Annotated in this window: 17 protein-coding genes and 1 tRNA gene; 3 read left to right on the top strand and 15 right to left on the bottom strand. The window is 48.8% G+C overall.

Annotated elements, in window-relative coordinates; genetic code table 11:
* Positions 1-21 precede the first annotated feature (21 nt).
* Positions 22-1,395 (bottom strand): Na+/H+ antiporter NhaC family protein, encoded by a 1,374-nt coding sequence (locus EXT46_RS17845; RefSeq protein WP_045978496.1) that lies wholly within the window; start codon positions 1,393-1,395, stop codon positions 22-24.
* Between the two features lie 130 nt (positions 1,396-1,525).
* Between EXT46_RS17845 and lysA the strand changes: the two genes are divergently transcribed.
* The gene (gene lysA, locus EXT46_RS17840; protein ID WP_240701164.1) at positions 1,526-2,749 is read left to right on the top strand and encodes a diaminopimelate decarboxylase; all 1,224 of its coding nucleotides are present in this window, start codon (positions 1,526-1,528) and stop codon (positions 2,747-2,749) included.
* 267 nt (positions 2,750-3,016) lie between these two features.
* Positions 3,017-6,040 (top strand): carboxypeptidase regulatory-like domain-containing protein, encoded by a 3,024-nt coding sequence (locus tag EXT46_RS17835; RefSeq protein WP_130148933.1) that lies wholly within the window; start codon positions 3,017-3,019, stop codon positions 6,038-6,040.
* Positions 6,041-6,084: 44 nt separating this feature from the next.
* Here the strand turns inward: EXT46_RS17835 and EXT46_RS17830 are convergent, their stop codons facing one another.
* The 3 genes from EXT46_RS17830 to pbp4b form a co-directional block, all read right to left on the bottom strand.
* Positions 6,085-7,065, bottom strand: a complete 981-nt coding sequence (locus tag EXT46_RS17830) for a hypothetical protein (protein ID WP_130148931.1) — start codon at positions 7,063-7,065, stop codon at positions 6,085-6,087.
* Positions 7,062-7,508, bottom strand: coding sequence for an FAD-binding oxidoreductase (locus EXT46_RS17825; protein WP_130148929.1), 447 nt, complete (start codon positions 7,506-7,508; stop codon positions 7,062-7,064). The genes EXT46_RS17830 and EXT46_RS17825 overlap by 4 nt, the downstream gene beginning before the upstream one ends.
* A gap of 232 nt (positions 7,509-7,740) precedes the next feature.
* The gene (gene pbp4b, locus EXT46_RS17820) at positions 7,741-10,095 is read right to left on the bottom strand and encodes a penicillin binding protein PBP4B (protein WP_240701163.1); all 2,355 of its coding nucleotides are present in this window, start codon (positions 10,093-10,095) and stop codon (positions 7,741-7,743) included.
* Between the two features lie 409 nt (positions 10,096-10,504).
* On the opposite strand from pbp4b, the gene EXT46_RS17815 reads away from it, so the two are divergent.
* A complete protein-coding gene (locus EXT46_RS17815; RefSeq protein ID WP_022946440.1) occupies positions 10,505-11,350 on the top strand; it encodes an SIS domain-containing protein in 846 nt (281 codons plus the stop codon).
* On the opposite strand, the gene EXT46_RS17810 is transcribed toward EXT46_RS17815, so the two are convergent.
* The 11 genes from EXT46_RS17810 to EXT46_RS17760 all read right to left on the bottom strand — a co-directional run bounded on the left by EXT46_RS17810 (position 11,347) and on the right by EXT46_RS17760 (position 22,991).
* Positions 11,347-12,120 (bottom strand): delta-class carbonic anhydrase, encoded by a 774-nt coding sequence (locus tag EXT46_RS17810; RefSeq protein WP_130148925.1) that lies wholly within the window; start codon positions 12,118-12,120, stop codon positions 11,347-11,349. The two genes, EXT46_RS17815 and EXT46_RS17810, sit on opposite strands and share 4 nt — an antisense overlap.
* Before the next feature lie 87 nt (positions 12,121-12,207).
* Positions 12,208-13,332, bottom strand: coding sequence for a DUF1343 domain-containing protein (locus EXT46_RS17805; RefSeq protein WP_240701168.1), 1,125 nt, complete (start codon positions 13,330-13,332; stop codon positions 12,208-12,210).
* Positions 13,333-13,369: 37 nt separating this feature from the next.
* Positions 13,370-14,311, bottom strand: a complete 942-nt coding sequence (gene murQ / locus EXT46_RS17800) for an N-acetylmuramic acid 6-phosphate etherase (RefSeq protein ID WP_130148921.1) — start codon at positions 14,309-14,311, stop codon at positions 13,370-13,372.
* Between the two features lie 4 nt (positions 14,312-14,315).
* A complete protein-coding gene (locus tag EXT46_RS17795; protein WP_130148919.1) occupies positions 14,316-15,185 on the bottom strand; it encodes a BadF/BadG/BcrA/BcrD ATPase family protein in 870 nt (289 codons plus the stop codon).
* Positions 15,178-16,749 (bottom strand): sodium:solute symporter, encoded by a 1,572-nt coding sequence (locus tag EXT46_RS17790; protein WP_130148917.1) that lies wholly within the window; start codon positions 16,747-16,749, stop codon positions 15,178-15,180. The genes EXT46_RS17795 and EXT46_RS17790 overlap by 8 nt, the downstream gene beginning before the upstream one ends.
* A gap of 12 nt (positions 16,750-16,761) precedes the next feature.
* Complete coding sequence (locus tag EXT46_RS17785; RefSeq protein ID WP_240701162.1) at positions 16,762-17,517, bottom strand: L,D-transpeptidase family protein; 756 nt, start codon at positions 17,515-17,517, stop codon at positions 16,762-16,764.
* A complete protein-coding gene (locus EXT46_RS17780; RefSeq protein ID WP_130148913.1) occupies positions 17,514-18,623 on the bottom strand; it encodes a dipeptide epimerase in 1,110 nt (369 codons plus the stop codon). The genes EXT46_RS17785 and EXT46_RS17780 overlap by 4 nt, the downstream gene beginning before the upstream one ends.
* Positions 18,620-20,050, bottom strand: a complete 1,431-nt coding sequence (locus tag EXT46_RS17775) for an SH3 domain-containing protein (protein ID WP_130148911.1) — start codon at positions 20,048-20,050, stop codon at positions 18,620-18,622. Before EXT46_RS17775 ends, EXT46_RS17780 begins: the two co-directional genes overlap by 4 nt.
* A 678-nt stretch (positions 20,051-20,728) precedes the next feature.
* Positions 20,729-21,367 (bottom strand): hypothetical protein, encoded by a 639-nt coding sequence (locus EXT46_RS17770; RefSeq protein WP_022943325.1) that lies wholly within the window; start codon positions 21,365-21,367, stop codon positions 20,729-20,731.
* Positions 21,368-21,389: 22 nt separating this feature from the next.
* Positions 21,390-22,130 carry an NYN domain-containing protein gene (locus tag EXT46_RS17765; protein ID WP_022943326.1) on the bottom strand — a complete coding sequence of 247 codons (741 nt, stop codon included), beginning with the start codon at positions 22,128-22,130 and terminating at the stop codon, positions 21,390-21,392.
* Positions 22,131-22,914: 784 nt separating this feature from the next.
* Positions 22,915-22,991, bottom strand: a tRNA-Arg gene (locus EXT46_RS17760).

Genomic DNA, 22,991 nt, shown 5'->3' with positions numbered 1-22,991 from the left:
CATTGGCTATGGGCCTAGTTGTTAAATAACGATGAAACTCACCAATAGGTAAGCAATAAAGGTTAACGCGCCGCCGAATAAAGCGTAAGGCATTTGCGTTTTTACGTGAGTGAGCAGATCGGAGCCCGAAGCAATAGCAGACACCGCACTAGTATCAGAAATTGGCGAGCAGTGATCGCCGAACACGCCACCCCCTAAAATAGCGGCTATCACCAATGAAGGCGGTAATCCTAACGCTTGGATCAGCGGTACACCTATGGGTATTAAAATAGCAAAGGTGCCCCACGAGGTGCCGGTGGTAAAGGAGATCACCGCGCCGGTTACAAACAGCATTGGCACCACCAATACCAACGGCAGGTAATCGCCTACCAGTGAAGCAACAAACACCCCTGTACCGAGCTCTTTTAAACTCGCGCCCAAGGTCATCGATAGCAACACAATGGCCACCAATGGCAATAGCTCTCCCATGCCTTTAAAGCCCATGTCCACCAATTGATGATGGCTGAATTGGCGGCTTGTACTGAGTAAGAAATAAGCAACAACACAGGCTAAAATAGTCGCATACAACACCGATTTCGAGCCGCTGCCGCTGGCTATATCACCATTACCAGTCCAGAACATAAAGCCAACCATAGAAACAATCAATGTCGCCAAGGGCACCAACATAAAGCGTGCTTTGGTGCCTTTGTCAGCTGTTTCGTTAACCTCTAGGCGCTCCAGCTTTTGCTCGGCCACTTTCATTGGTCCGTGTACTTTATCGAAGGCGATAGTGTAGGCCACGATCAATAGAGCGATAATGGCATAAAAGTTATAACCAATGCTGCCCCATAAAATAGACACCGCAGACTGCTCCAGCTCATAGTTTTCTAACAGCCCCAGCACATAAGCGCCCCAGCCATTAAGCAGGATTAAGATACACACTGGGGCACTGGTGCTATCAATAATATAGGCCAGACGCGCCCGACTCATTTTAAATTTATCGAATAGGCCGCGTGAGAGGATCCCCGCAGTTAAGACACTGAGGTTTGACTCGATAAATACGGCAATACCGGAAAACATGGTCAAAAAGCCCACCTGCCGCTTTGACTTTGCCACCCCTTTGCCTATTAACAGGTTTACGGTTGCCGCCACCCCGCCAGACTCGCGAATGTAAGCAAGCAGTGCACCGATAAGAATACTGAATAACAGCACGCGACTATTCCCCGCAGAGGACGCCGTTGCCACCACACGTTCTATAGTATTAATAAAAGTGAAGAAAAGTGTGTTACCGTCACCCTGGAGTGCAAGCAAAAACTCCGAAGAGGCCACCGCGACTAACAGCGCCATTATGACCTCTTTGCGCCAGAATACGATTGCAATGGCAATCAATGGCGGCAAAATGGAATACCAAGACATGTTGTTATCCTTGTTCTTATAAAGCTTGAATAGTCTTGCAAATGAGCATAGATTATTCAATTAATTTTAAATTTACTGTAATTTTTTAGTTATGCATCCACTTCCCTACTTCCCCTACGTGGGTCAGAAAATGCAAGTCGAAGGCCTTGCTATAGAAGCGCTTGCTCAGCAGGTGCCAACGCCCTTTTACTGTTATTCCAGTAAAGCGATTGCCAGCAATTACCAGCGCTACAGTGACGCATTTGCAGGGTTGGATAGCTTAATTTGTTATGCCGTAAAAGCCAACTCCAATCAGGCAATATTGGCGACCTTAGCGCGTTTAGGCGCCGGTGCCGACACTGTCTCTGAAGGCGAAATACGGCGTGCCCTAGCCGCCGGGATCAGCGCTGATAAAATCGTCTTTGCCGGCGTCGGCAAAAGTGTTGCCGAAATACGCTACGCTTTGGCGCAGGACATTTTACAGTTCAACGTAGAATCCGAGCCGGAGCTGATGCGCATCAGCGAACAAGCGCAAAGCATGGGCAAACGCGCGCGGGTCTCGATTCGTGTTAACCCGGATGTTGAAGCCAAGACCCATGCCAAAATCACCACGGGAATGGCCGAGAATAAATTCGGTATCGCCATAGACTTAGCTCCTGCACTGTATAAACGGGCCGCTAGCCTGCCGGGCATCGAGGTGAGTGGTGTTGACGTACATATCGGCTCGCAGCTAACCGAGCTGACCCCGTTTGACCAGGCTTTTAGTAAAGTTGCTGACCTGGTGACAAGCTTGCAGCATCACGGTATTGATATTCAGGTCATCGATATTGGCGGCGGGCTCGGGATCAACTATGGAGAGCAACCCCAAGAGCCAGATATCACCACCTATGCTAGCTTTGCCAAAGCCCATTTAGGCCATCTTGGTTGCAAAATTATCGTCGAGCCGGGGCGTTCAATACTTGGCAATGCCGGGGTGTTGGTGTCACGTGTTGAGTATGTGAAAACCGGACAACAACGTCACTTTTTAATCTTAGATGCGGCCATGAATGACCTTATTCGCCCCAGTATGTACGATGCCTATCATCACATTGTCACGGTCACCGAGCAAACGCAGAAGGTCACTTATGATATTGTCGGTCCGGTGTGTGAAACGGGGGACACTTTTGCCAAAGGCCGCACTATTGGCCAGTGCCAAAGTGGCGATTTGGTAGCGATTATGGGCGCAGGCGCCTATGGTGCGGTGATGGCCTCACATTACAATTCCCGCCTTAATGCTCCAGAAGTACTGGTAAAGGATGATCAATACAGTATTATTCGCGAGCGTATCGATTACGATACTCTTATTGCCATGGATACCCTGCCCTCCTGGTTATAATCCTAGAGCCAAGCCTACTTGGCTCTAATCAATTCATACTTATAACTTTTATATAGATAACCTACAGAAGCCCAGGGGCACCTCAGGTGCTTAAGCGCGACTCCTTTTATATATTTTATTTTTACTTTAAAGAATAGTTAGAAAATTTTATTCTTGATTAATGATGGCAACACTTGTTTAATAGTTAAGCAACATTTGACGTTGCTCTTAAACATCACAGGGTAAAAGTCCAACCGATAAATAATTTATTATAAGGACGGGGATACAATGAAACAGATCACATCCGGGTTTAGCCTTAGCGCATTAACACAGGCTACTGGCCTGGCGCTGCGCGCACCAAAAACGGCACTCACCTCCACTTTAATCGCTGCAGCCTTTGTTAGCGCCCCAGCGCTGGCGGCGCTCACCGGTGGCATCAAAGGCAAGGTGATTGCCGAGCAAACCGACCAATCCATGGCCGGAGTCACGGTCATCGCCACCAGTAACGTCATGCCGAAACCGCGACGAGCCGTAACCCGAGCAGATGGTAGCTATGACCTCCCGCAACTCAAACCGGGCACTTACGAGCTGACCTTTACCAATAAAGACGGTGCCAGTCAGCGTATGACGGTACAAGTGCTCTTGGAGCAAACCTCAAAGATAGATGTGGCGCTGAGCATGACCGGCAGCAACACCGAAGTGATCACCGTTACTGGCAGTCGGCTATACCGTCAGGGTAATTCATCGTTGACCAACTCCTTAGGAGAAAGCGCCATTGAAGGCGTCCCCATCGGCCAAGATTATCGCGATCTACTGAAATTGGTCCCCGGTGTTGAGCTTTCTGAAAACTCCATCCTTGGCCCCTCAGCTGGCGGATCTGGGGTCGATAACTCTTATGGTTTCGACGGCGTCAATGTCTCATTGCCGATGTTCGGCAACCTCGCCTCCGAGCCCTCGACGCATGATATTGAGTACGTAACCATGGATCGCGGCGGTGCTAAGGCTGTGGATTTTAACCGCTCCGGAGGCTTTGCTATCAATACCGTGTCCAAATCTGGCACCGACGAATTTCGCGGCGGCGTAGAATATAAAGTGCAGCCTAAAAGCCTCGTGGCGAGCCCTGTTGGTGAGGAAAGTTATGAGCTCGATAAAAGCTGGCTGACCGCCAGCCTAGGCGGCCCGCTGATTGAAGATACGCTGTATTTCTACACTTCTTACTATCGCCCGGAGGAAGAGCGCAGCAACAAGGGCACTGCTTATGGCGAGGTAAAGAACTATAAGAGCGTGCGCGATGAGTACTTTGGTAAGCTGACCTGGGCCCCTACTGACGACTTGCTGTTTAATATCTCGCAGCGGATGTCAGAGAAAACCCTTGAGGGCGACTCCATCGGTCAGTTTGAAGCCGACAGCGTCTCGGTGGGCGGGCAAACCGACCAAGATATTTTCACTGTTGATGGCTCGTGGCTGGTCGGCTCGGCCACCACACTCTCGTTCCAATACAGTAAGTTTGAGCTAGAAAGCGGCTCACGCCCTGATACAGAGCTTAGCGTACAGCCTTCGCTATCGGCGCAACTCGATATCAATAACCTTAAGCAAATGGGTTACTTTAGTGTCCCCACACCATTGGATGCTGACTCAGGCTACACCGCAGAGCAAATAGCCGCTTTTAATAGCGCTGCGAATACGCTTATTGAACAATATGGATACAGCGAAAATGGTGTCAAAAAAGGCGGCGGCGGTGTTGGTGCGTATTATCGCTATGATAGCCAAGACTTCTACCGCGACTCCTTCGAGCTCGCCCTCGACCATGAATTTAGTTGGGGCGACAGCTACCACACTCTACACTTCGGTGGCCAATGGTCTGAAGGTGAGGAAGTGCTCACTCGCTTATCAAATGGTTGGGGCCGTATAGAATACGTTGGCGGCTTGGACGAAAGCTTAGAGCAAGGCAGTAGCACACCGGTGATTTACCGCGCCTTCGTTGAGCAAATGAGCCTAGTTGATAACCAAGGCGACACGGTGCCATCTATTATCTCGAGCACCGAAACCCTTAACTTTGAAATTAACGATACCATTGAAATCGGCGATTGGACCTACAACATTGGCGTTATGTTCAGCCAAGATACCTACTATGGCCAAGGGTTAAGAGCAAAATCAGGAACGGTTTCTGGGTATGAATTAGCCCCGGGTAATAAATATCAAATGTACCAGACCGACTGGGCCGATATGGTGCAACCCCGCCTCGGCGTCACTTGGAATTATGCAGGCGAAGACTCGGTATTTGCCAACTTTGCCATGTATAACCCCGATACTAGCTCACTGGCTCGTGCTGCATCGTGGGACCGTAATACCCGTGGCGAGCAAGAAATCGAATTCGATAGCAATGGCAATATTATTTATGCCGAGCCACGCGGTGGCTCATCAGGTAAAGCGTTCGAGAAAGGCTTAAAACCACGGCGTATTAATGAGTTCACCGTGGGTACAACCAAATACATTGGCAGTGACTTGGTGGTACGCGCCCATGTGCGTCACCGCCGAGGCATGCACTTTTGGGAAGATATGCCCAATAACGCCAGATTAACCGATTACAGTGGCCTTGATGTGCCAGGCATTCCTGCCGATATCGCCGAGCAAGGACTCTTCATTGATAATCTCGATGCCATTCGCGAGGAAATTGGTGGCTCTTCTTATGTTATCGCCGAAGTGCCGGGAGGCGAAACCAAATACTGGGAAGCCAGTCTTGAAGCTGAATACATGGGCGATAACACCTATGTCAACGCCTCCTATGTGTGGAGTCATTACTACGGTAATTTTGACCAAGACAACACCACAGCGACCAACGATGCCAATAACTTCGTCGGTTCGTCATTTTATGGTGACGGTCGCGGCCGTTACCCTTGGGATTACCGCTATGGCACCCTAGCCGGGGATAAGCCACACTTATTTAAAGTCTATGGCTATTACACCACCCCTTGGGATGCTAACGTCGGTGCCTACTTTGTGTTTCAATCCGGTAAGCCTTGGGAAAAGTGGCATGGCACCCCCTACGGCTATGCTAGCGATACCAGCCGCTATGCCGAGCCCGCCGGCAGTCGCCGTAGCGCCAGTCATTGGCAGTTAGACCTCAACTACACTCAAGAATTCACGGTGTATAACGATGTGGCGATGCAATTTCGCGCCGATATTTTCAATGTTTTTGACCGTCAAACTGGGTATAACAACAATCCCTATTTTGATGACGAAAACTTCGCTGAGCCGCGCCAATACTATAGCCCTCGCCGAGTTCAACTGTCGGTCAAAGTCGAGTTCTAAGCTCCCCCCAGCAACCACTTAAAGCGCCGCCTGCGGCGCTTTTTTTAGCTTTGATGTTCAGCAAAATCAGCTTGCGCTCTGGTTTTCATAAGCTGTAGCAATGAAGTATGAAAATCATGAAAAATGACTTCTCCCCATAGGCGCGAATACAGGCCAAAATGAGTGTTGTCTTCAACGCGAGTTCGTAACGTTAAACGACTTCTTTTACTATCAAGTACTTCTATAAAATAACCACCATCAAGTGGGGCAAAGTACTCGCCACCAAGTTTTACATGTTTATCCAAGGCGTTATCAGGGATACGCTCTGGGTCAATATCAAAACGATAGGTCATTTGCTGATTTTCGATCCATGAAGTGATCACTTCATTAAATTGCACCTGCTTTTGCCAGTGACTGGTACGCACAGCGCCCACACCTTGGCCAGACATATCAGCGGCGATGGGCTTAGGTACGCCAATGAGTGATGCGAAGGTGGTGGGTAACTCATTACTCTCAATCGTTGATACCGTTGCCAGCTGTCGCCAAACCGCTGCCGCTGGAGCGTTAATATCAATACTGTCTTCAATCACATAGGTGGCTGAACTAGTTAAAAAGTGCAACTCTAGCGGGGCAACAATCACAGGTAAAACGACGATGCTGAATAAGGCGCCACGCTTTTTACGATGCATCAAGCGCACACATAACCCTGCCGCCAATCCGCCTAGGCTCGCGCATAACATAAACGCGGGTAACGCCATGGCCACGCAAATACTGCCTTCCAATAAGGTCACGACACTGACTAATAAAAATACAAAAATAGGCTGCCACGCTAGGGTAATCATTTTTGTATAAGACAGCGAAGGAGTGACCCTACATTGACAATAAATACGAATAAACCCGATCACAAAAGGGACTAAGAACATAAACGACAGGGTCACCAAACTACCCAGTGATTGTAGCGCTTCTACTTCCCATAACAGCCGAAAGCCGAGGCCATACAGAGCGCCCAGAACAATCCCCAAATGCCGTGCAAATTTCTCTGTCATGGTCGCTCCTCATCGGAGGGAGCTTTAGGTAGTGAGCCGTCAGGCACTAACTCTGCCAATCGCTTTTGCACCTGCTGTTTTTCGTCAATCGTCAATGCTCCATAGCTGCGAACATAAGGCCAGCCATAGCCCCAGCGATACCAAGTTGGATAAAGTGGCCCACCACCGAGCTGAACACCGATATGCATCAAAGTAGCGATTACAGGCTCATCTAAATCGCGCACACACTGCGCTAATGCAGCATCGGCGGCATCGCGCTGTGTCTGAGTTCCACCCTGCCAATAGGCCAAGTCATGGCTAATACAACAATGCTGCCACTTAACGCTGTTTGTTAGGGTACCATCGGGGAACAAGCTACAACCATCAGTGGTAAAGGGGCGCAGCTCTGCGCCGTGCGCGAACAGCGGCAACATTAATAACAGCCAGTGTGAAAGTTTAGTCATCCTATCTCCAGCTCACGCGGCTCATAAATAGCGAACGGACTGGACTTACATGCAATCCTAATCGGCATGTCTCTTCCTTGGGTAAGTAAAATAATTAGCCAGTTATTAAATAACGAATGCATTGAATTAGCAAATGACTGCGGCGCTGGAGGAAAAAGAAAATGGCACCTAAACGATGCCATTTGGGTCAGGTGCCCTGGCAGGGGCATCCTGTGTTAGTCGTTGAAGTTCACTACAATCCAAGTATAGCCTCGTAAACGCGAGTGACCACCGAACCATATTGGCCGGTCTCAAACTGTTTACCCACAAACTGATACTGCTGCTCAGTGCCCATCACCGGGCTATGCCGGGCGTTGGTCAGTAGCACTACGGCTAAATCATATTCTGGGTCGATAACCGTAACTGTGCCTGTCCAGCCTGTGTGTCCATACGCTTGCGCACTGGCATAAGGGCCAAAGTGCCATTTACGTGCGCCATTTCCCGCTCGGCGCCAACCCAAGCCATAACTTTCGTCGCTCCTACTCGGTTTAGTAAACTGATCCAGCACCGACGCAGTAAATAGCTGTTTTTCACCGTAAGTGCCGCGATTAAGCAGTAGCTGACACAATTGCGCTAGGCTTTTGGCATCGGCGAATAGCCCAGCATGGCCTGCGACCCCAGCAAGTGAGTAGAAAGCTTTTTCATCATGCACCTCACCTTGTAATACGTAATCGCGCACGCCCTCGAAGTGCACCCGCCCACCCCGCGTATTTCCCTGAATTTCGGTGGCTGCAATTTGCTGTGCTAACACCCCTTTTTGCAGCGGGTTAAACATCATTGAGGTGATCCCAAGGGGCGCATAGAGCCGGCTTTCAACATATGCATCTAAGGGCATACCGCTGATGCGCTCCACCAGCAACCCTAACAACATATAGTCAATATCACTGTACAGGTGGCGTTGCTTGCGCATCGCCGTAAAAGGCACTCCTTGGACAATAAGCTGCTTGGTCCAGTCGCTACTAATGGAATAGAATTGCTCACCAAGCTGGTTATCACGACGATGAAAGTCCACCACAGCAGGGTAGCCAGCGCTGTGTTCGAGTAAATCACTGACTAGCCGTAACTCCCGCCCTTGACCGCGATATTCGGGCAAATAAAAACTCACCGGCAATGAGACATCCAAGCGCCCTTGCGATACCAAATGCATCAACGCCAGGTTGGTGGCAAACATTTTCGTGTTCGAGGCAATATCAAACAAGGTATCGGTTTGCATGGGCTGCGGTGTGGCCATCATCTCGCCGCCATCATGATATTTACGCGCATCACCATAAGCCGAAAGCTTAACCAATTCCCCTTGGTGCACGACCGCCAACACGGCTCCGGGAAACCCTTGCTCAATTTCAGCATTAATCAGCGCATCAACCTGTTCGAAACGTTTAGGTGTTGAGCGCTGCGTTAACACCGGCGCAGGAATACGAATATGCAGTTGCGCATCTTCTGGTGTTACCGACTTAATATGCAAACTATTCACCCCGGTGCGGGTGCGCTTACTAAGCGAATAACGGTATTGGGTATCCGCCGTTAGTGGCTTTGCGATATTCAGAGTTTGGCCATTGACGACAAGCTCAGCAGCAACGGCATTCACGTTATCAATAATGATCTCGCCACGGCCTTGGTACGCCTTAAAGCGGTACTTGTTGTTGACATCTTTTCGCGAGCTCAGCGCCTTTGCGGGATAGCTCGCCAACAGCTGCTCATGACCCAAACGTTTACTGGCTGCTGGCTGCGCTGTATTCAAGGCCTGATAGTCACGAAAACGTGCTTGGGCTTTATCCGGCTTATAGCGGTGTAATAAGGCGAACAGCACCGCTGCCGTTTTGCCATCTGCTTGGCCATGCACCTGCCACGGCAGAAAGTGAGCCTGGAAGGCTTTGATAACTGCTACCGTTTTTCTATCTAGCTGGCCGCTAACGTCAACACCATAGCCATAATCACGCAGTGCTTGCTGCATCAAGGCGGTCGTCGGCGCTGCGGTACTGAAGTGCTGCCAATAATGCTCGACATCCGCTTGTTTGTACCAAGCGCCGACGCCGGCTTTATATAATTGATACCAAGGGAAGCGCGGGCCTGGATCGCTTTTGCGCCCAGGCGCAATATCGGAGTGACCGACAACTTGTGTTGGTCCAATATCCGGGTTACGGGAAAGAATATCTTGGCTCAGGGCAATCAATAACTGCACCTGTTGTGGGTCGTAATCGGGGTACATGCACAGCTTTTGCTCTTGCCCTGCTGCGGCCTTGGCGGTGCGCTCAGCCGCAGTACAGCGCGGTACATTCACCACTTCAATACCAATGGAATGATCGTTTAAATCGCTGCGACCTTGCCAAAAACTGTTACCAGCATGCCAAGCTCTATCTTGCTCAGCCACCAATTGCACCACCTCAAGCTCGCTGCGCTGATAACTCGCATCGCCACTTTGTGGCACCAGATAATGGGCACTGAGCCCACCTTCATCAACCAATACCCGCTCCGACTTTTGATAATCAATGGCGGTATAATGCATCACCAAAAACTTAATGCGTTTTGAATAATTGTGTGACGGCTTCATGGGGTAGTGGTTAACGCAACTAAGGGAAGCCATGCACATTAGCAGCACTAAGCACGTTCGCATTGGCGTATCAAAGTATGGAAAATTCATATCAGCCTACATTATGTTTTGCTGCCCGCCTGTTCCTAGGCACTGGGTTAATACAAATAATGACCACAGTATAATAATATTTTATTTCACTCAATTAAAAATAGACGAAAACAATATTCATTGATTTAAATTATGTTCGGTTATGGCCGTTTGTACGGTTGCCAAAGTAAAGATATAGGTACTAGTGTATATCAAATTATTTATTCCTTTGTGTAGGAATATCGGGTTACACTGTAATTAACGTCGTTGTAAGTGTGCATTCGATGAGCCCATAAGCGCTCATTAGCACCAATATAATCTAACAATAAAGTACCTTCTTATGTCGACATTTGTAAAAATCAAAGCACTGCGTAAATCGTTTTCTAGCAGTGAAGCAAAATTAGCGGACTTCACCCTTAATTCTGCTAATGCCATTCGCGACCTCTCCTCTATTGAGCTGGCCAAGGTGGTTGGTGTTAGCCAATCCAGCGTTGTGAAGTTTGCTCAAAAGCTCGGCTATAAAGGCTTTCCGGCCTTTAAGCTCGCGGTAATTGATGCCCTAAACACCGAGACACCCGCACCTAAGCTGCACGGTAAAATCACCTTAAATGATAGCCTAGAGCAAATAGCAGAAAAGCTGCTCAGCAGTAAAATGGCGGTCCTGAGTGAAACTAAAAACCTCAATGAGGCTGAAGCGGTTGAACAAGCGGTCAGCTTGTTAAAAAACGCGAAGCGTGTGGCTTTATGTGGCCTCGGTGGCTCGGCATTGGTGGCCAAAGACTTTGCTTTTAAATTGCAAAAGCTCGGCATTGCCGCTATCGCCGATGCCGATGGTCATGCTCAGCTGGCCTACGTATCAACCCTAGGCAAAGACGATTTAGTCGTCGCTATCAGTGAGTCCGGGAAAACCCGCGAAGTGGCAGAAGCAGCCAGTCAGGCCAAAGCCAATGGCTGCCCAGTGATCGCCGTCACTAAGTTTGGCGCCAACCCAGTGGCCGATTGCGCCACCGTTAATCTTTACTCCGTCGCTGAGGAAGAGTCTATTCGCTTATCGTCGATTTTGGCGCGTACCGCGCAAGACTTTGTCATCGACATTGTCTTTATCGCGTTGACGCAAGCCACACGTCCAGGGCGTAAGTTGCTGGAACACTCTAACGATGTGGTTAAAGCGTTCCGCGAAAGTTAATCATCAATCGTTGATAACTGCTGCCTATCAATCACTAATTGGCGCACCCCGTGCGCCTGATGCTCGTTAAAGGGGTTGCCCTCACACCACTTAGCCAAGCTATGAATATCAAGCTTGCGACAATGCGGACGCACCGACCAACTTACTTGATAAGGCGAGCATTGATGTTGCGAATAACTGGGCCCAGTGGTGGACCCGAGGTAGCGCACCGGCTCGCCACTGTCGTGTGGAATTTCATTGCTCTGGTAACGGCCGTGACACTGGACGATGCGCGTCATCTCGGTAAAGTTTAAGGCGCCGGTGTCATTCACCAGGGTGAATACTTGGGCTTCAACGCGCAAATCGGGGTTCGCGCTAGCGGTACTGACGCAACTACCCAAGCCTGGCCCTGGTGAAACCCGCGCCGAACTATACACCCAATGCACCTCAATGGTATCGCCACTTTGTAGATTATCACAGGCCGGCGTAAGCAATGGCTTTTTTTCGTGCTCAGCAAGCGCTTTACTCAATTGGCACTGATAGCCAGTGTTCGCTGGGCTGGAGTGAGCGGTCACCGAAAAGGCTGCGGCGCGATGCTCAGCATTTTTATGGAAATGGATATTACAAAGGTTGAGCTCATTATAGTTAGGAGCTGATGCAAAATGCACCGGATTACTCCCCTCGCGAAGGTTAATATCGCGCGGTGACTGCGGCCCAGCCAAATCACATTGCGCCGCGAACACGGGCGCCGTGGTAACGGCGGCCATGGACAATAGAAAGCGTTTAGGCATGATTGATCCCTTGTTATTGTTTGCCAACAACTGTGTATCATGCCCAACCTAAAAAAGGTACAAGAACTCAGCGAATATGCAATAAATTCAAGGATAAAGTAGGTATGGAGCACGCTGGCGTTTAAACTGCTGCAAGGGTTGCTGCCAACTTTGCTTTATTTGTTCGTTACTGTGCCCCTCAGTAATGGCCTGACGTAACTTATCGGTACCGGCAAGTTTGTCCATAAAGTCAGGGCGGGTAAATAGCACCTGCTGCGCTTGCGCAAATTGCCGCTGAGCGCTAATCAACCACGTCAAATCCAAACCACGCACAGAGCTTTGTCGCAAGTCGACTCCTTTGACCAGCTTGCCCTGTAACTTCGGTGATGCCGCTGCGCCAACAATGCTGCGGGGGCGAAAAGCAAAATCGCCTAATGCGACACTGTCATGGCCCATCACTTGAAATGGGAGGTCAGTGCCTCGGCCGATGCTCACCGGGGTCGCCTCGAAAAAACACAATGATGGATACAAACCAACGGCTTGGTCGTTAGGCAAATTAGGACTCGGCTTGAGGGGCAACGAATACTTCATAGTGCGATTATAGTGCGCCACCGGCACCACACTAAGCTGTAGCTGCGCATCACTATTAAGCCAGCCCTCTCCTAAAATCATCTGTGCCAACTCGCCCACAGTCATACCATGTAAGATGGGAATGGGATGCATACCTACAAAGGAGCGAAAGTCAGGGTCGAGAATGGGCCCATCAACATAGGCAATATTCGGATTCGGCCGGTCTAAAACAATAAACTCAGCCCCCGCATCAGCACTGGCCTGCATCATATAGTGCATGGAGCTGATATAGGTGTAGAATCGCACCCCGACATCTTGAATATCAAACACCACCACATCGATGTCTGCCATCTCTTGCGCAGCAGGCTGCTTGTTGGCGCCATAAATGGAAACGATGGGGATACCGGTGCGTGCATCTACGCCAGATTGAACATGGGCTCCGGCATCATGATCGCCACGAAAGCCGTGCTCAGGCGCAAAAATAGTGGTTACATTCACCTGCTGCGCCAGCAAAAAGTCAACCAAGTGGCTACCTTGTACCCGCGAGGTTTGATTCACCACCAGGCCAACACGCTTGCCTGCAAGTAAGGGAGCATATTTGCCGAATTGTTCAGCGCCCACGCGAATTGCGCCGTCCTCCTTGTGTGTCTGCGCACAGCCCATAAGCGCGACGGTACAGGCCAGTATCAGCGCCAACGCTCTAATCATGATCTTTACCTTGTACGGCGGCACGTAAAAAGCCTTGTTGCTTGGCTAGCATGCTTTTACCCTGGCGCGCATCAACGCCGCTGAGTAGCATCAAAATCGCGAGTTTGGCGCTGTGCTCGCTGCGCATCAAGGCTTCAGCCGCCTGCTCTGCGGTGCACTCTGTCGCCTGCATGACAATGCGTACCGCGCGCGCTTTAAGCTTGTCATTACTGGCATTAACATCGACCATTAGGTTGCGATACACCTTGCCGCTGCGGATCATACTTGCTGTCGTTAACATGTTAAGAATAAGCTTTTGGGCCGAGCCTGATTTCAATCGAGTCGAACCGGCAAGCGCTTCTGGGCCTACGATTGCCCCCAATGGGATCTGTGCGGCTTCCAGGACTGGGGCATTGGGCGAGCAGCTGATCCCCGCTGTCACACACCCTAATTGCCGGGCATAATTCAGTGCTGATACCACATAGGGGGTACGGCCACTGGCGGCAATACCCACTAACACATCGTCGGCGCACAGGTTATGCGCTTTAAGGTCGGCGATAGCTTGTTCGGCATTATCCTCAGCTCCTTCGACAGCGGTTTGAATCGCTTTAGCGCCACCGGCAATAATGCCCACCACTTGGCTGGGGTCAACACTGAATGTCGGCGGACATTCGGATGCATCAAGAATACCTAACCGACCGCTGGTGCCCGCACCAATGTAGATCAGCCGCGCCCCTTTGCTAAAGGCATGCACAATCGCATCCACGGCTTTAGCAATATCCGGGATAATGGCGCGTACTGCTGGAGCAACCTTGTGGTCTTCATCATTGAGCTTATACAAGATATCGTCTGTCGCTAATAAATCGATATCGAGGGTCTCAGGGTTTTGCCCTTCCGACACGATGCTATTTAGCTCATGTAATAATTTCGATCGTTGATCATCCAGTAAACTCATGTAGTTATTCCACTTGTATATTCTGTGTTGCCAGCACCCAGGCGCCATCTAAGGCATTGCCGCGTGCTGGCATAATAATTCGTTGTTCGCTGTCGCTTAGTAACTGCTTGCTTTTGTCTGCCAGTCCACCCAGTAACATCACCGGAAGATCAGTATCTTGGCGAGTATCAGCAATAAGCTGCAGCACCGCGCTTTTATGCCGAGCAAGGATCTGGGTAGCAATGGAGCAATGATTAGCGTGCGGCCATACTCGCTCGCTGAGCGTGGCAAACTCCTTGGCTGTGGCTTGGCGCACCCAGGCACTGATATCGGCCCGGGTCTCCCCCACCTCTTTAGCTATAGTGGCTATCAGCCCATGTAGCGGCTGCTGCCTGTCTACTGCCTGCATCAGTGCTTGTACCGCCATGGCCCCTAATCGCGCTCCGCTGCCACCATCGCCCAGTGTAAATCCCCAGCCGCCGACGAGCTGTAACTGGCCATGGCTATCTAAACGCGCGCCCACCGAGCCGGTCCCTAATGCCACGCAAGCCACCGGCGCACCTAAATTAGCGCCCAGGGCAGCGGTCACGGCATCCGAGGTCACACGGGTATCAGCAAAAGCGAATGTCTCTAAACGCTGCAGCAATGCGGCTCGATTATACGGATTCCCAGCGCCAGCAACACCTATTATACACTGGGTATGGTGCGCCGGTATGGCTGTAGTGTTCATAATGCTTGCCACTTGCTGCGTCATCCGCTCACAGCTCAACTGTAAATCGTAACTCAATGAGCTCCCTGCACCTTGTTCAGAAGCAATCATTTCGCCATTGCGATTAAATACTGCTAGGGCGGTTTTACTGCCGCCGCCATCAACGGCTAACACATAATTATTCATGGCTGCTCCGCCTATTGGGGCGACCCAAGGCACAGACTAACGTGGCAAGTAAGGTGCCTAAACACAACTGCCAAGTAAATCCGAGGTTAAAGTGCCAAGCGCTTGGCAAAAGCGCCGCTTGCACATAAGGCTGCATCAATAAGGTGGCGACAAAGCCAATAACCAGTGCCGCTAACACCGATGACTCGCTGCCGCGATGGAAAAACACCGAATTAATGTACACCCCTAATAATCCGGAATAAGAGAACACCATGACGCTGAGGGCAAATTTTAATAACGGCATTTGCGAGTATTGCTGCCAAAAATAGCAAATAACCGCCATCCCTCCCAGCGCCAGAGACACCACTAACATGGCCCAGCGTCCGGCCACCACATAGTGACTATCGTGTTGATCTGGTTTGCGTTTTTGCCGCCAAGGTTTATATAAATCTTGCACTAATACCGATGCCATTGAGCTTAGCCCAGAGTTCAACGTAGAAATAGCCGCCGCAATAATACCTATGGTAACCAACCCCCTCACACCTGCGGGGATCTCGTTAAGTACATAGTGCATAAACACCGTGATTTTCTCACCTTGGAACTGCCCCACGCCTTGGCTAGCCCCCCCTTGCGCCATAATGTCTGGACGTTGGTAGAAAACAAACAACAGCAAACCAATAATAATAAACAGCAACATCACCGGGATTACTAAGGCGATGGATAATAGCATCGCACGGCTACCTGATTTAGCGTCTTTACAGGTGAGCACCCGCTGGGTCATATCTTGGTCAAGACCAAAGGCGGCAATATTGAGCAGCACAAAGCCAGTAAACACCGACCATATATTAAATACCCCGCTGGCACTAAAATCGAGTTCAAACTTTAGCAGTGCTAGCTTCGAAGGCTGCCCGGGGGCGGGGTTTTGCAACGCTTCAATCACGGTGCTGAAGTCGGCTGGGATCGCCAGCCATAAACTCACAATGACGCATAGGGCAGCGCCGGTGTAAACGGCACATTGGATCACATCTGAGTAGATCACTGTACGGATGCCGCCAAACACTGTGTATAGCAAGCCCACCAAAACCAGCACTAAGGTGGCCATGATCACACTGCTAGCGGCAATATTGCCATAAAGAATCATCGCCACGGCAATGGCCGCCATATACAGCCGCGCGCCACTGGCAAACACGCGCCCAAATAAATACATTAAGCCCGCACTGCGTTTGGCTTTGGGGCCAATTTGCTGCTCCAGCAACTCGTACACGGTGTACACTCGGTAGCGATAAAAGCGCGGGATCAGCACCTTGGCAACAATGATAGCGGCGATAAAGGCGCCAATGTTGGTCGCTAAATAAGATAAATCCCCCTGATAACCTTGGTCTGGACCGCCGATAAAGGTCGCCGCCGACTGCGAGGTGGCCAACACCGAGACAGCCACCATCCACGTGGGCATCGCATTACCACCGAGGAAATACTCTGAGCTAGTGGTGGCTTTTTTGCGGTTAAACCACCAAGCGGTGGCGCCGATAAGTAAGGCATAGGCGGCAAAGACCAGCCAATCCAGAGGTTGATAATGCGCATTCATAACCGTATACGCCTATCGTGGCAGTGCTGGCAGCTGCCAGTGTGCACGTTTGAGAGCATATTCCACACGCGGTAGAATCACCATCAGCGGATGTTTGCGTTGATCGAGCCAGGCTAGTAAACGGTCCATATTCGCCTCGTCCATTGCCGTGCACCCTGCTGTGGGCTTATCTGCGGCACGCCATAAATGCATAAAGATACAACTGCCGGCACCATCTATATTGTCAGGGTTATGCGCGACGATAACGCCTTTTTTGTATAGCTCATCTTGGCTGTGTATATCTCGACGCATGGCTTCAGATGAGCCTTCAACGGCCTGGCTCCCCACCTCCCGCGTATTGACCATCTGGTTATAATAGGGCGAGCCTTTAACGTCTATACAGTAATCGCCGGCATCCATGGCCTGGTATTCAAGCCCGGTTTTCAGCGACGGTAAGTAACCAAAGGCCTCACCTAAAGCAAATATCCCGGCGGGTGCTTTACCATCGCCTTCGACTTTTTGTTGACCTGGTTGTGCGGGGTGCAAACCCAGGCCCCATGCTAATCCAGTACGACCAATGACCACGGCACTGGGCTCGCCCACCCTCTGCCAGCGCTTTTGTTCGCTGCGCTCAAATAAGAGCATGTCGCCTTGTATATCGGTCCATGAGTCAGTTACCACCACCACCAATTGCTGGTTGTTCAGGGTAATGGGTTGTGGCTTAGATGCGGCGCCACCGCTCATTAAGATACTTATTAGCAGTAGCAAGCTTAATAATGTGTTATTCATTGCCATACTCCATCAGCTAGTTCGATAAGGCCGTCTATCGCCGCTATACCAAGCCCGGCGGTTTGATTAAGGCTGATCACAGGGCCCGAAAACCTCGTGCCACCCTGGATGGGGTCATATTGCCCCAGAGCCGGACCATCTAAATCAATGAGACTAATTTGCCGTGTCTTTGCTGCAGCCAGGTGAGCCGCTGCCGATACCGCAATACTGCCCTCTAGCATGCAGCCAATCATGCACGGGCAGTCATAAGTTGCCGCAACCTCACCAATGCGAATTGCACGGCTTAAACCGCCACTTTTCATCAATTTAATATTAATGATATCAACGGCACCGCGCGCCAATAGGGTAAGCACTTGTTTAGCAGAAAAGGCGCTTTCGTCGGCCATAATCTTCGATTGCACGCGCTCACTGATGTAGCACAGGCCATCAATATCATGAGCTGGCACGGGTTGCTCAACCAATTCCAGTACAATACCTTGGCTTTCAATTGCTTGCAGTGCACGCACGCTTTGCTTGGCATCCCAGCCTTGATTCACATCTAAACGTAAAGACGCTTTGCTATCGACATGAGCAGCGATGGCCTGCACCCGCTTAATGTCTTGCTCAAGCTCGTTGCCAATTTTAATTTTAAGCACATCAAAACCGTTACTCAGTGCCTTATCACAGTCGCTGAGCATTTTATCTATGCTATCTACGCTGATGGTGACATCGGTTTTCAGTTCACTTTGGTGCCCTCCCAGAGCCTGATAAAGCGGCACACCTAAACTTTGGCTCCATAAATCATAGAGGGCGATTTCACACGCCGCTTTGGCGGAATAATTACCCACCACTGCCGCCGCTAGGTCATCACATAAGCGATTGATATCTTGTATGTGCTGGCCAATAAGCTGATGTTGAAGGACCTGCTCGATAACACTTAGTATCGATTGATGAGTGTCGCCGGTGATAACAGGCGTTGAGGGTGCACTACCATAACCTCGGCGGCCACATCGAGTGTCAATAATCAGCACTAGGTCATCAATATGCGTCACCGTGCGCAGCGCCGTTTTAAATGGCGTATGCAAGGGCACCGATAAGCGTGCAAAACGCACAGACTGAATGATCATTGCTCTGCTCCTTGAGCAATGCGCTTAATCGCATAGGTGCGCTCAAGGTAAGAAGTGGTGCTATTTAGGTGCAAGGGTAATAGGGGCGTTACCGACACGCCATTGAGCTCGCCATCGTAAAACTCGCCATTTTGCTTGATATAACCTAGACCTTTCACATCGTGAATGACATAAGGTTGGCCTTGGTATGAACCTATATACATCATTACATGGCCAGGGATGTAAATAAGGTCGCCCACCTGCATTTGCGCGATAACCTCGCGCTTTTGTGCCTCAGTACTGTCTTTATCAAAGCGCCAGTTGTAGCCGTAATCGGTTTTACCCTGCCACGATGAATTACGCGGCATCCACACGCCAAAGGCCTTATAAATTTCACCGACAAAGCCGGTACAGTCACGGGCATTATAGTCATGTCCCCAGCCGTAGCGCTCGCCTAAAAACTTAAACCCTTGGGCTATTAAATGGTGCGCAGTGAGCGGCAAATAACCTAAATGCACATCGGCACTGCGCGGTATTAAGCCTTGAGCAAAGCTCAAGGTGCCATCGTCATTGCGCACAGGCAATGTCACAATATAACTGGCAAAGCTATTTTGCCCATGAGTTAGGTGCTTAACCTGCTCTTTTGGGGCTAGCGGCAAGCGTACACCCATATCCAATTGTACCTCGGAAACACGCGGCTCATTAGGAACATAGGTGGTTTCTACTTTATCACCGGTCACTACAATAAAGTCATCAGCTTGAGTGAAGGTACGGATGCGGTTCTTATCACCTACCGCCACTGCGGAGCGCTTGACCCAAGCGGTATAGTTATAGGCTGCCACCAAATACCACTGACCATCAGCACTTTCATGCAATACAGCGACAGGCTCCGCCGGAAACGCCCCGGTTTCTTGAAAGCGATCTAAGTCGGCATCCATTTCACTGTTTAACACCCTGTCGGCGGTTGGGAAGGTACGCAATGAGGTGCGCTCAACAATCAGTCCAAAGCGCACCGGGTTACTATCAGTCACAGCATCAATATTGGTATTGGCGTGATAACGCGCAAAATCGGCCCGATCAAGTTGCTTGCCATCAACATAAAAGCGAGGACTTGAAGGCGTACTACTGGTGTTACGGATATAACTGCGTAACGCCTTAGCAGAGAGCGTATCAGGCATTGCTAGGGGGTCGATAATGTAAGGGTTATTATTGATGAGGCTGCGATTGAAGGCTTGGATTTGCGACTGCGACATCAGCGGTTTACTGTCACTTTGGCGTTGCAACCAAAATTCAGGATTAAGCATAGGTTGCTGAACTAAAGGCACATCACTTACAAAAGGGGCGTAATTGCTTTGTTGGGCAACACTTTGCTGGGCAACACTGTGCCCTGCACCTAATGTACAACCTAAAACTAACGCACACACTATCGATACCGGGGTTTTTGTCATTGTTATGCTCCGCATCACCTTGATAGCGCGCCGATTGGGCGCAACCGTCACAGGTTAAATAAATGGCTTAAATTCATCCTATCAAAATATTATAAAAACAAACAACAAAAAGGAATACTTTATTCCTTTTTAACAATACATCGTCGATGGGTCATGATTTCAATTTAGCCTTAACGAGCTGTAACCTGCTCTAGGCAATAACTTTGGATCGAAGCTTTAGTTTATTGACATAGGTAGGTGACAAACAAGCAAGAGCACAATCCCACCTGACGCGCCATTTTCGCATTGAGACAAAAGGTAGATAAAGGAAGAAAACAGTGCAGGACGGCGAAATTGTCAGACTGAAGTCTGACCTACATCGTGAGATAAGCCGATAGATAAATAGCTGAGCGGTTTAACTATTAAGTAAAGAGAAGCAAGTACAATCTAGAATTCTAAGTGACTTCATATGACCTCCTCTTCAAAAGAAGTGAAGGAGATGCAGACCTCCAAGCAAAAGTGTACACCTCCTTAAATTCAGTGTGCGAAAGCTCCTTTCTTCTAGGTAAGGTTTTCTTCTGTCACTAGCACTTGAAAGGTCACTTTTCATTCTGCCGATTATATCTCAAGAATAAGCAGTAGCAGGTCTAAGTGTACTCAGATACCAAGCGCACCACTGCGATTCAAAAGTCAAAAAAATTAACCTAACTGTACATCACGTATTGATTTATGTACGAAAGGTTTAAAACCAGATGAATACATGCGAACAATTGTTTTTGGGGTGATAACTTTTACTAACTGATTCTTAGCTATGCTGTCTTCTACTCGGGAGTAGCCCTGATACGACCATCTATAGATATTATTTTCCCAGACAAGGTGTGCTCCGTTATTCAACTCGATAAATGTCCCATCAGGGAGACTTCCATAGCTCGCTTCAAATGTCTTCTTTGTTCGCTCTGAACTGACTCTTTCTTTATGTAACTGACTATCCATTTGTTCAGATGAGAGTGATTCAAGCTCGCTTAAACCATTGGCCTGCCGCCAAAATTTCTTAAATTCAGAGTAACGAGCTCTCCGGCAATGAGCACAAGGTTTATGCCCTGCCGCTAGAGCAGTCGCTTCATCTAAAAAGAATAATTCGGAATACTTGTTATCGCTAAATAAACGTCTTTTAATACCCTTAAAGCTAAGTTCGCATATTACCCACTTTTTATGCGCCCAAGGCTTTAGAATATTCTTTTCTTTATCATGCAATATTCCTCGATTCCCCAAATACTCCCCTCTAGCTTTAACCGCCACCAAGTTTCCCCATGGATCTACTTTATTTTGCAGGGGCATCAAATATCCTCCTATTCTCACTTTAGCTTGTAGTCGCTTTCAGTAACTTGCTGACTTGCTTCGCTCTTTTTTTATCTCTAACCCAAAGTACTGAGCCATTTGTCTTTTTCATTTCAAACAGGTCTATGGCCATAAATAAGTCACTTAGCTTTGAAAAACCATAGTTTCTTTGATCAAAAGAAGCATGATTTGATATGTGAGTTCCTATCGGCCCTAGCATAGCCCAACCATTATCTTCTTCTACGGCCTCTATTGCTTGCCTTAATAGATTGATTAGCTTTGTATCGCTCTTAATATTTTTTTTCTGTTTTTGAACGGGAGTTTCTTTTTCGTTATCACCATCTAAGTAGAGAAAGCGAGAACAACTATTCACAAATGCTAGCGGAGCCTTGCGCTCTCCAAAACCGATTAAAAACTTACCATCAGCAAGCGCCCTCGTAACCAGTGGCGTAAAATCACAATCTGAAGATACTAGGCAAATAATATCAATATCCTTCGTATATAAAACATCCATAACATCAACAACTAATGCCATGTCAGTTGCGTTCTTACCTTTAGTTAAGTCAAACTGCTGAATTGGCTGTATAGCAAATTCATGAAGAACGTCTTCCCATGCTTTTAGGTTTTGGCTCTTCCAGTTACCGTAAGCTTTGCGAATATTTACAACACCGTAACGCGCTAACTCGGAGAGAATTTTGTTTATCTTTTTCGCCGGTGCGTTATCAGCATCAATGAACACCGCTATTTTTTCTTTATTGTTCAAGAATGCCTCCTTGCCTTAGTATCAGTTCAGCTAGAGGCTATAACTATCTACTAAATATTTCTATATACTCAATCAATAAGTTATCAATCATTCCTATGGCTAGCAATTGATGACACGGTATTTAGTTATAAAGGCTATTTTGCTATCAAGTTTATAGCTGGTGTGGGGGCAAGTTTTTTTGTAAACAAAAGTAGGCCATAACATGCATACTAAAAAATGGCTGGATTCTCGGATCCAAAAAAGAGTAGAGGTTATACCTCAGGCATAAAAAAGCCAACTTGCGTTGGTTTGTTATCACTTCTCTTTAAAGGAAGTGGCGGCTGCAGGACGACGAAGTAGTCAGACTGAAGTCTGACCTAAAACGTAAGATAAACCGATGGATAAATAGCTGAGCGGCTTAACTATCAACTAAAGAGTAGAGGGTTATATTGCGGGCATAAAAAACCAACTTATCGTTGGTTTGTTATCACTTCTCTTTAAAGGAAGTGGCGGGTGCAAGACGATGAAATCCTCAGACTGAAGTCTGACCTACAACGTGAGATAAACCGATGGATAAATAGCTGAGCGGTTTAACTATCAAATAGAGAGTAGAGGGTTATATTTCAGGCACAAAAAAACCAACTTTCGCTGGTTTATTATCACTTCTCTTTAAAGGAAGTGGCGGGTGCAGGCCAGAATTGGTAATCAACGAACCTCAGAGGTTCGCATCCGTATGCTTACATCAAATTTCAGACATAAAAAAACCAACTTTCGTTGGTTTGTTATCACTTCTCTCTAAAGGAAGTGGCGGACGCAGGAGGATTCGAACCTCCGACCGCCTGGTTCGTAGCCAGGTACTCTATCCAGCTGAGCTATGCGTCC

The sequence above is a fragment of the Pseudoalteromonas sp. CO325X genome (assembly GCF_004208955.1).
Lineage (GTDB): Bacteria > Pseudomonadota > Gammaproteobacteria > Enterobacterales > Alteromonadaceae > Pseudoalteromonas > Pseudoalteromonas ruthenica.
The sequence above is the reverse complement of the archived record's forward strand: the minus strand, read 5'-3'. Positions and strand labels throughout refer to the sequence as shown.

Coding starts and splice junctions, on each gene's coding strand:
- pbp4b (WP_240701163.1), bottom strand. CDS start 10,095: ATGAAGCCGTCACACAATTATTCAAAACGCATTAAGTTTTTGGTGATG.
- EXT46_RS17845 (WP_045978496.1), bottom strand. CDS start 1,395: ATGTCTTGGTATTCCATTTTGCCGCCATTGATTGCCATTGCAATCGTA.
- EXT46_RS17815 (WP_022946440.1), top strand. CDS start 10,505: ATGTCGACATTTGTAAAAATCAAAGCACTGCGTAAATCGTTTTCTAGC.
- EXT46_RS17830 (WP_130148931.1), bottom strand. CDS start 7,065: ATGACAGAGAAATTTGCACGGCATTTGGGGATTGTTCTGGGCGCTCTG.
- EXT46_RS17780 (WP_130148913.1), bottom strand. CDS start 18,623: ATGATCATTCAGTCTGTGCGTTTTGCACGCTTATCGGTGCCCTTGCAT.
- murQ (WP_130148921.1), bottom strand. CDS start 14,311: ATGAGTTTACTGGATGATCAACGATCGAAATTATTACATGAGCTAAAT.
- EXT46_RS17785 (WP_240701162.1), bottom strand. CDS start 17,517: ATGAATAACACATTATTAAGCTTGCTACTGCTAATAAGTATCTTAATG.
- EXT46_RS17825 (WP_130148929.1), bottom strand. CDS start 7,508: ATGACTAAACTTTCACACTGGCTGTTATTAATGTTGCCGCTGTTCGCG.
- EXT46_RS17775 (WP_130148911.1), bottom strand. CDS start 20,050: ATGACAAAAACCCCGGTATCGATAGTGTGTGCGTTAGTTTTAGGTTGT.
- EXT46_RS17795 (WP_130148919.1), bottom strand. CDS start 15,185: ATGAATAATTATGTGTTAGCCGTTGATGGCGGCGGCAGTAAAACCGCC.
- lysA (WP_240701164.1), top strand. CDS start 1,526: ATGCAAGTCGAAGGCCTTGCTATAGAAGCGCTTGCTCAGCAGGTGCCA.
- EXT46_RS17805 (WP_240701168.1), bottom strand. CDS start 13,332: ATGGGCTGTGCGCAGACACACAAGGAGGACGGCGCAATTCGCGTGGGC.
- EXT46_RS17790 (WP_130148917.1), bottom strand. CDS start 16,749: ATGAATGCGCATTATCAACCTCTGGATTGGCTGGTCTTTGCCGCCTAT.
- EXT46_RS17835 (WP_130148933.1), top strand. CDS start 3,017: ATGAAACAGATCACATCCGGGTTTAGCCTTAGCGCATTAACACAGGCT.
- EXT46_RS17770 (WP_022943325.1), bottom strand. CDS start 21,367: ATGCCCCTGCAAAATAAAGTAGATCCATGGGGAAACTTGGTGGCGGTT.
- EXT46_RS17810 (WP_130148925.1), bottom strand. CDS start 12,120: ATGCCTAAACGCTTTCTATTGTCCATGGCCGCCGTTACCACGGCGCCC.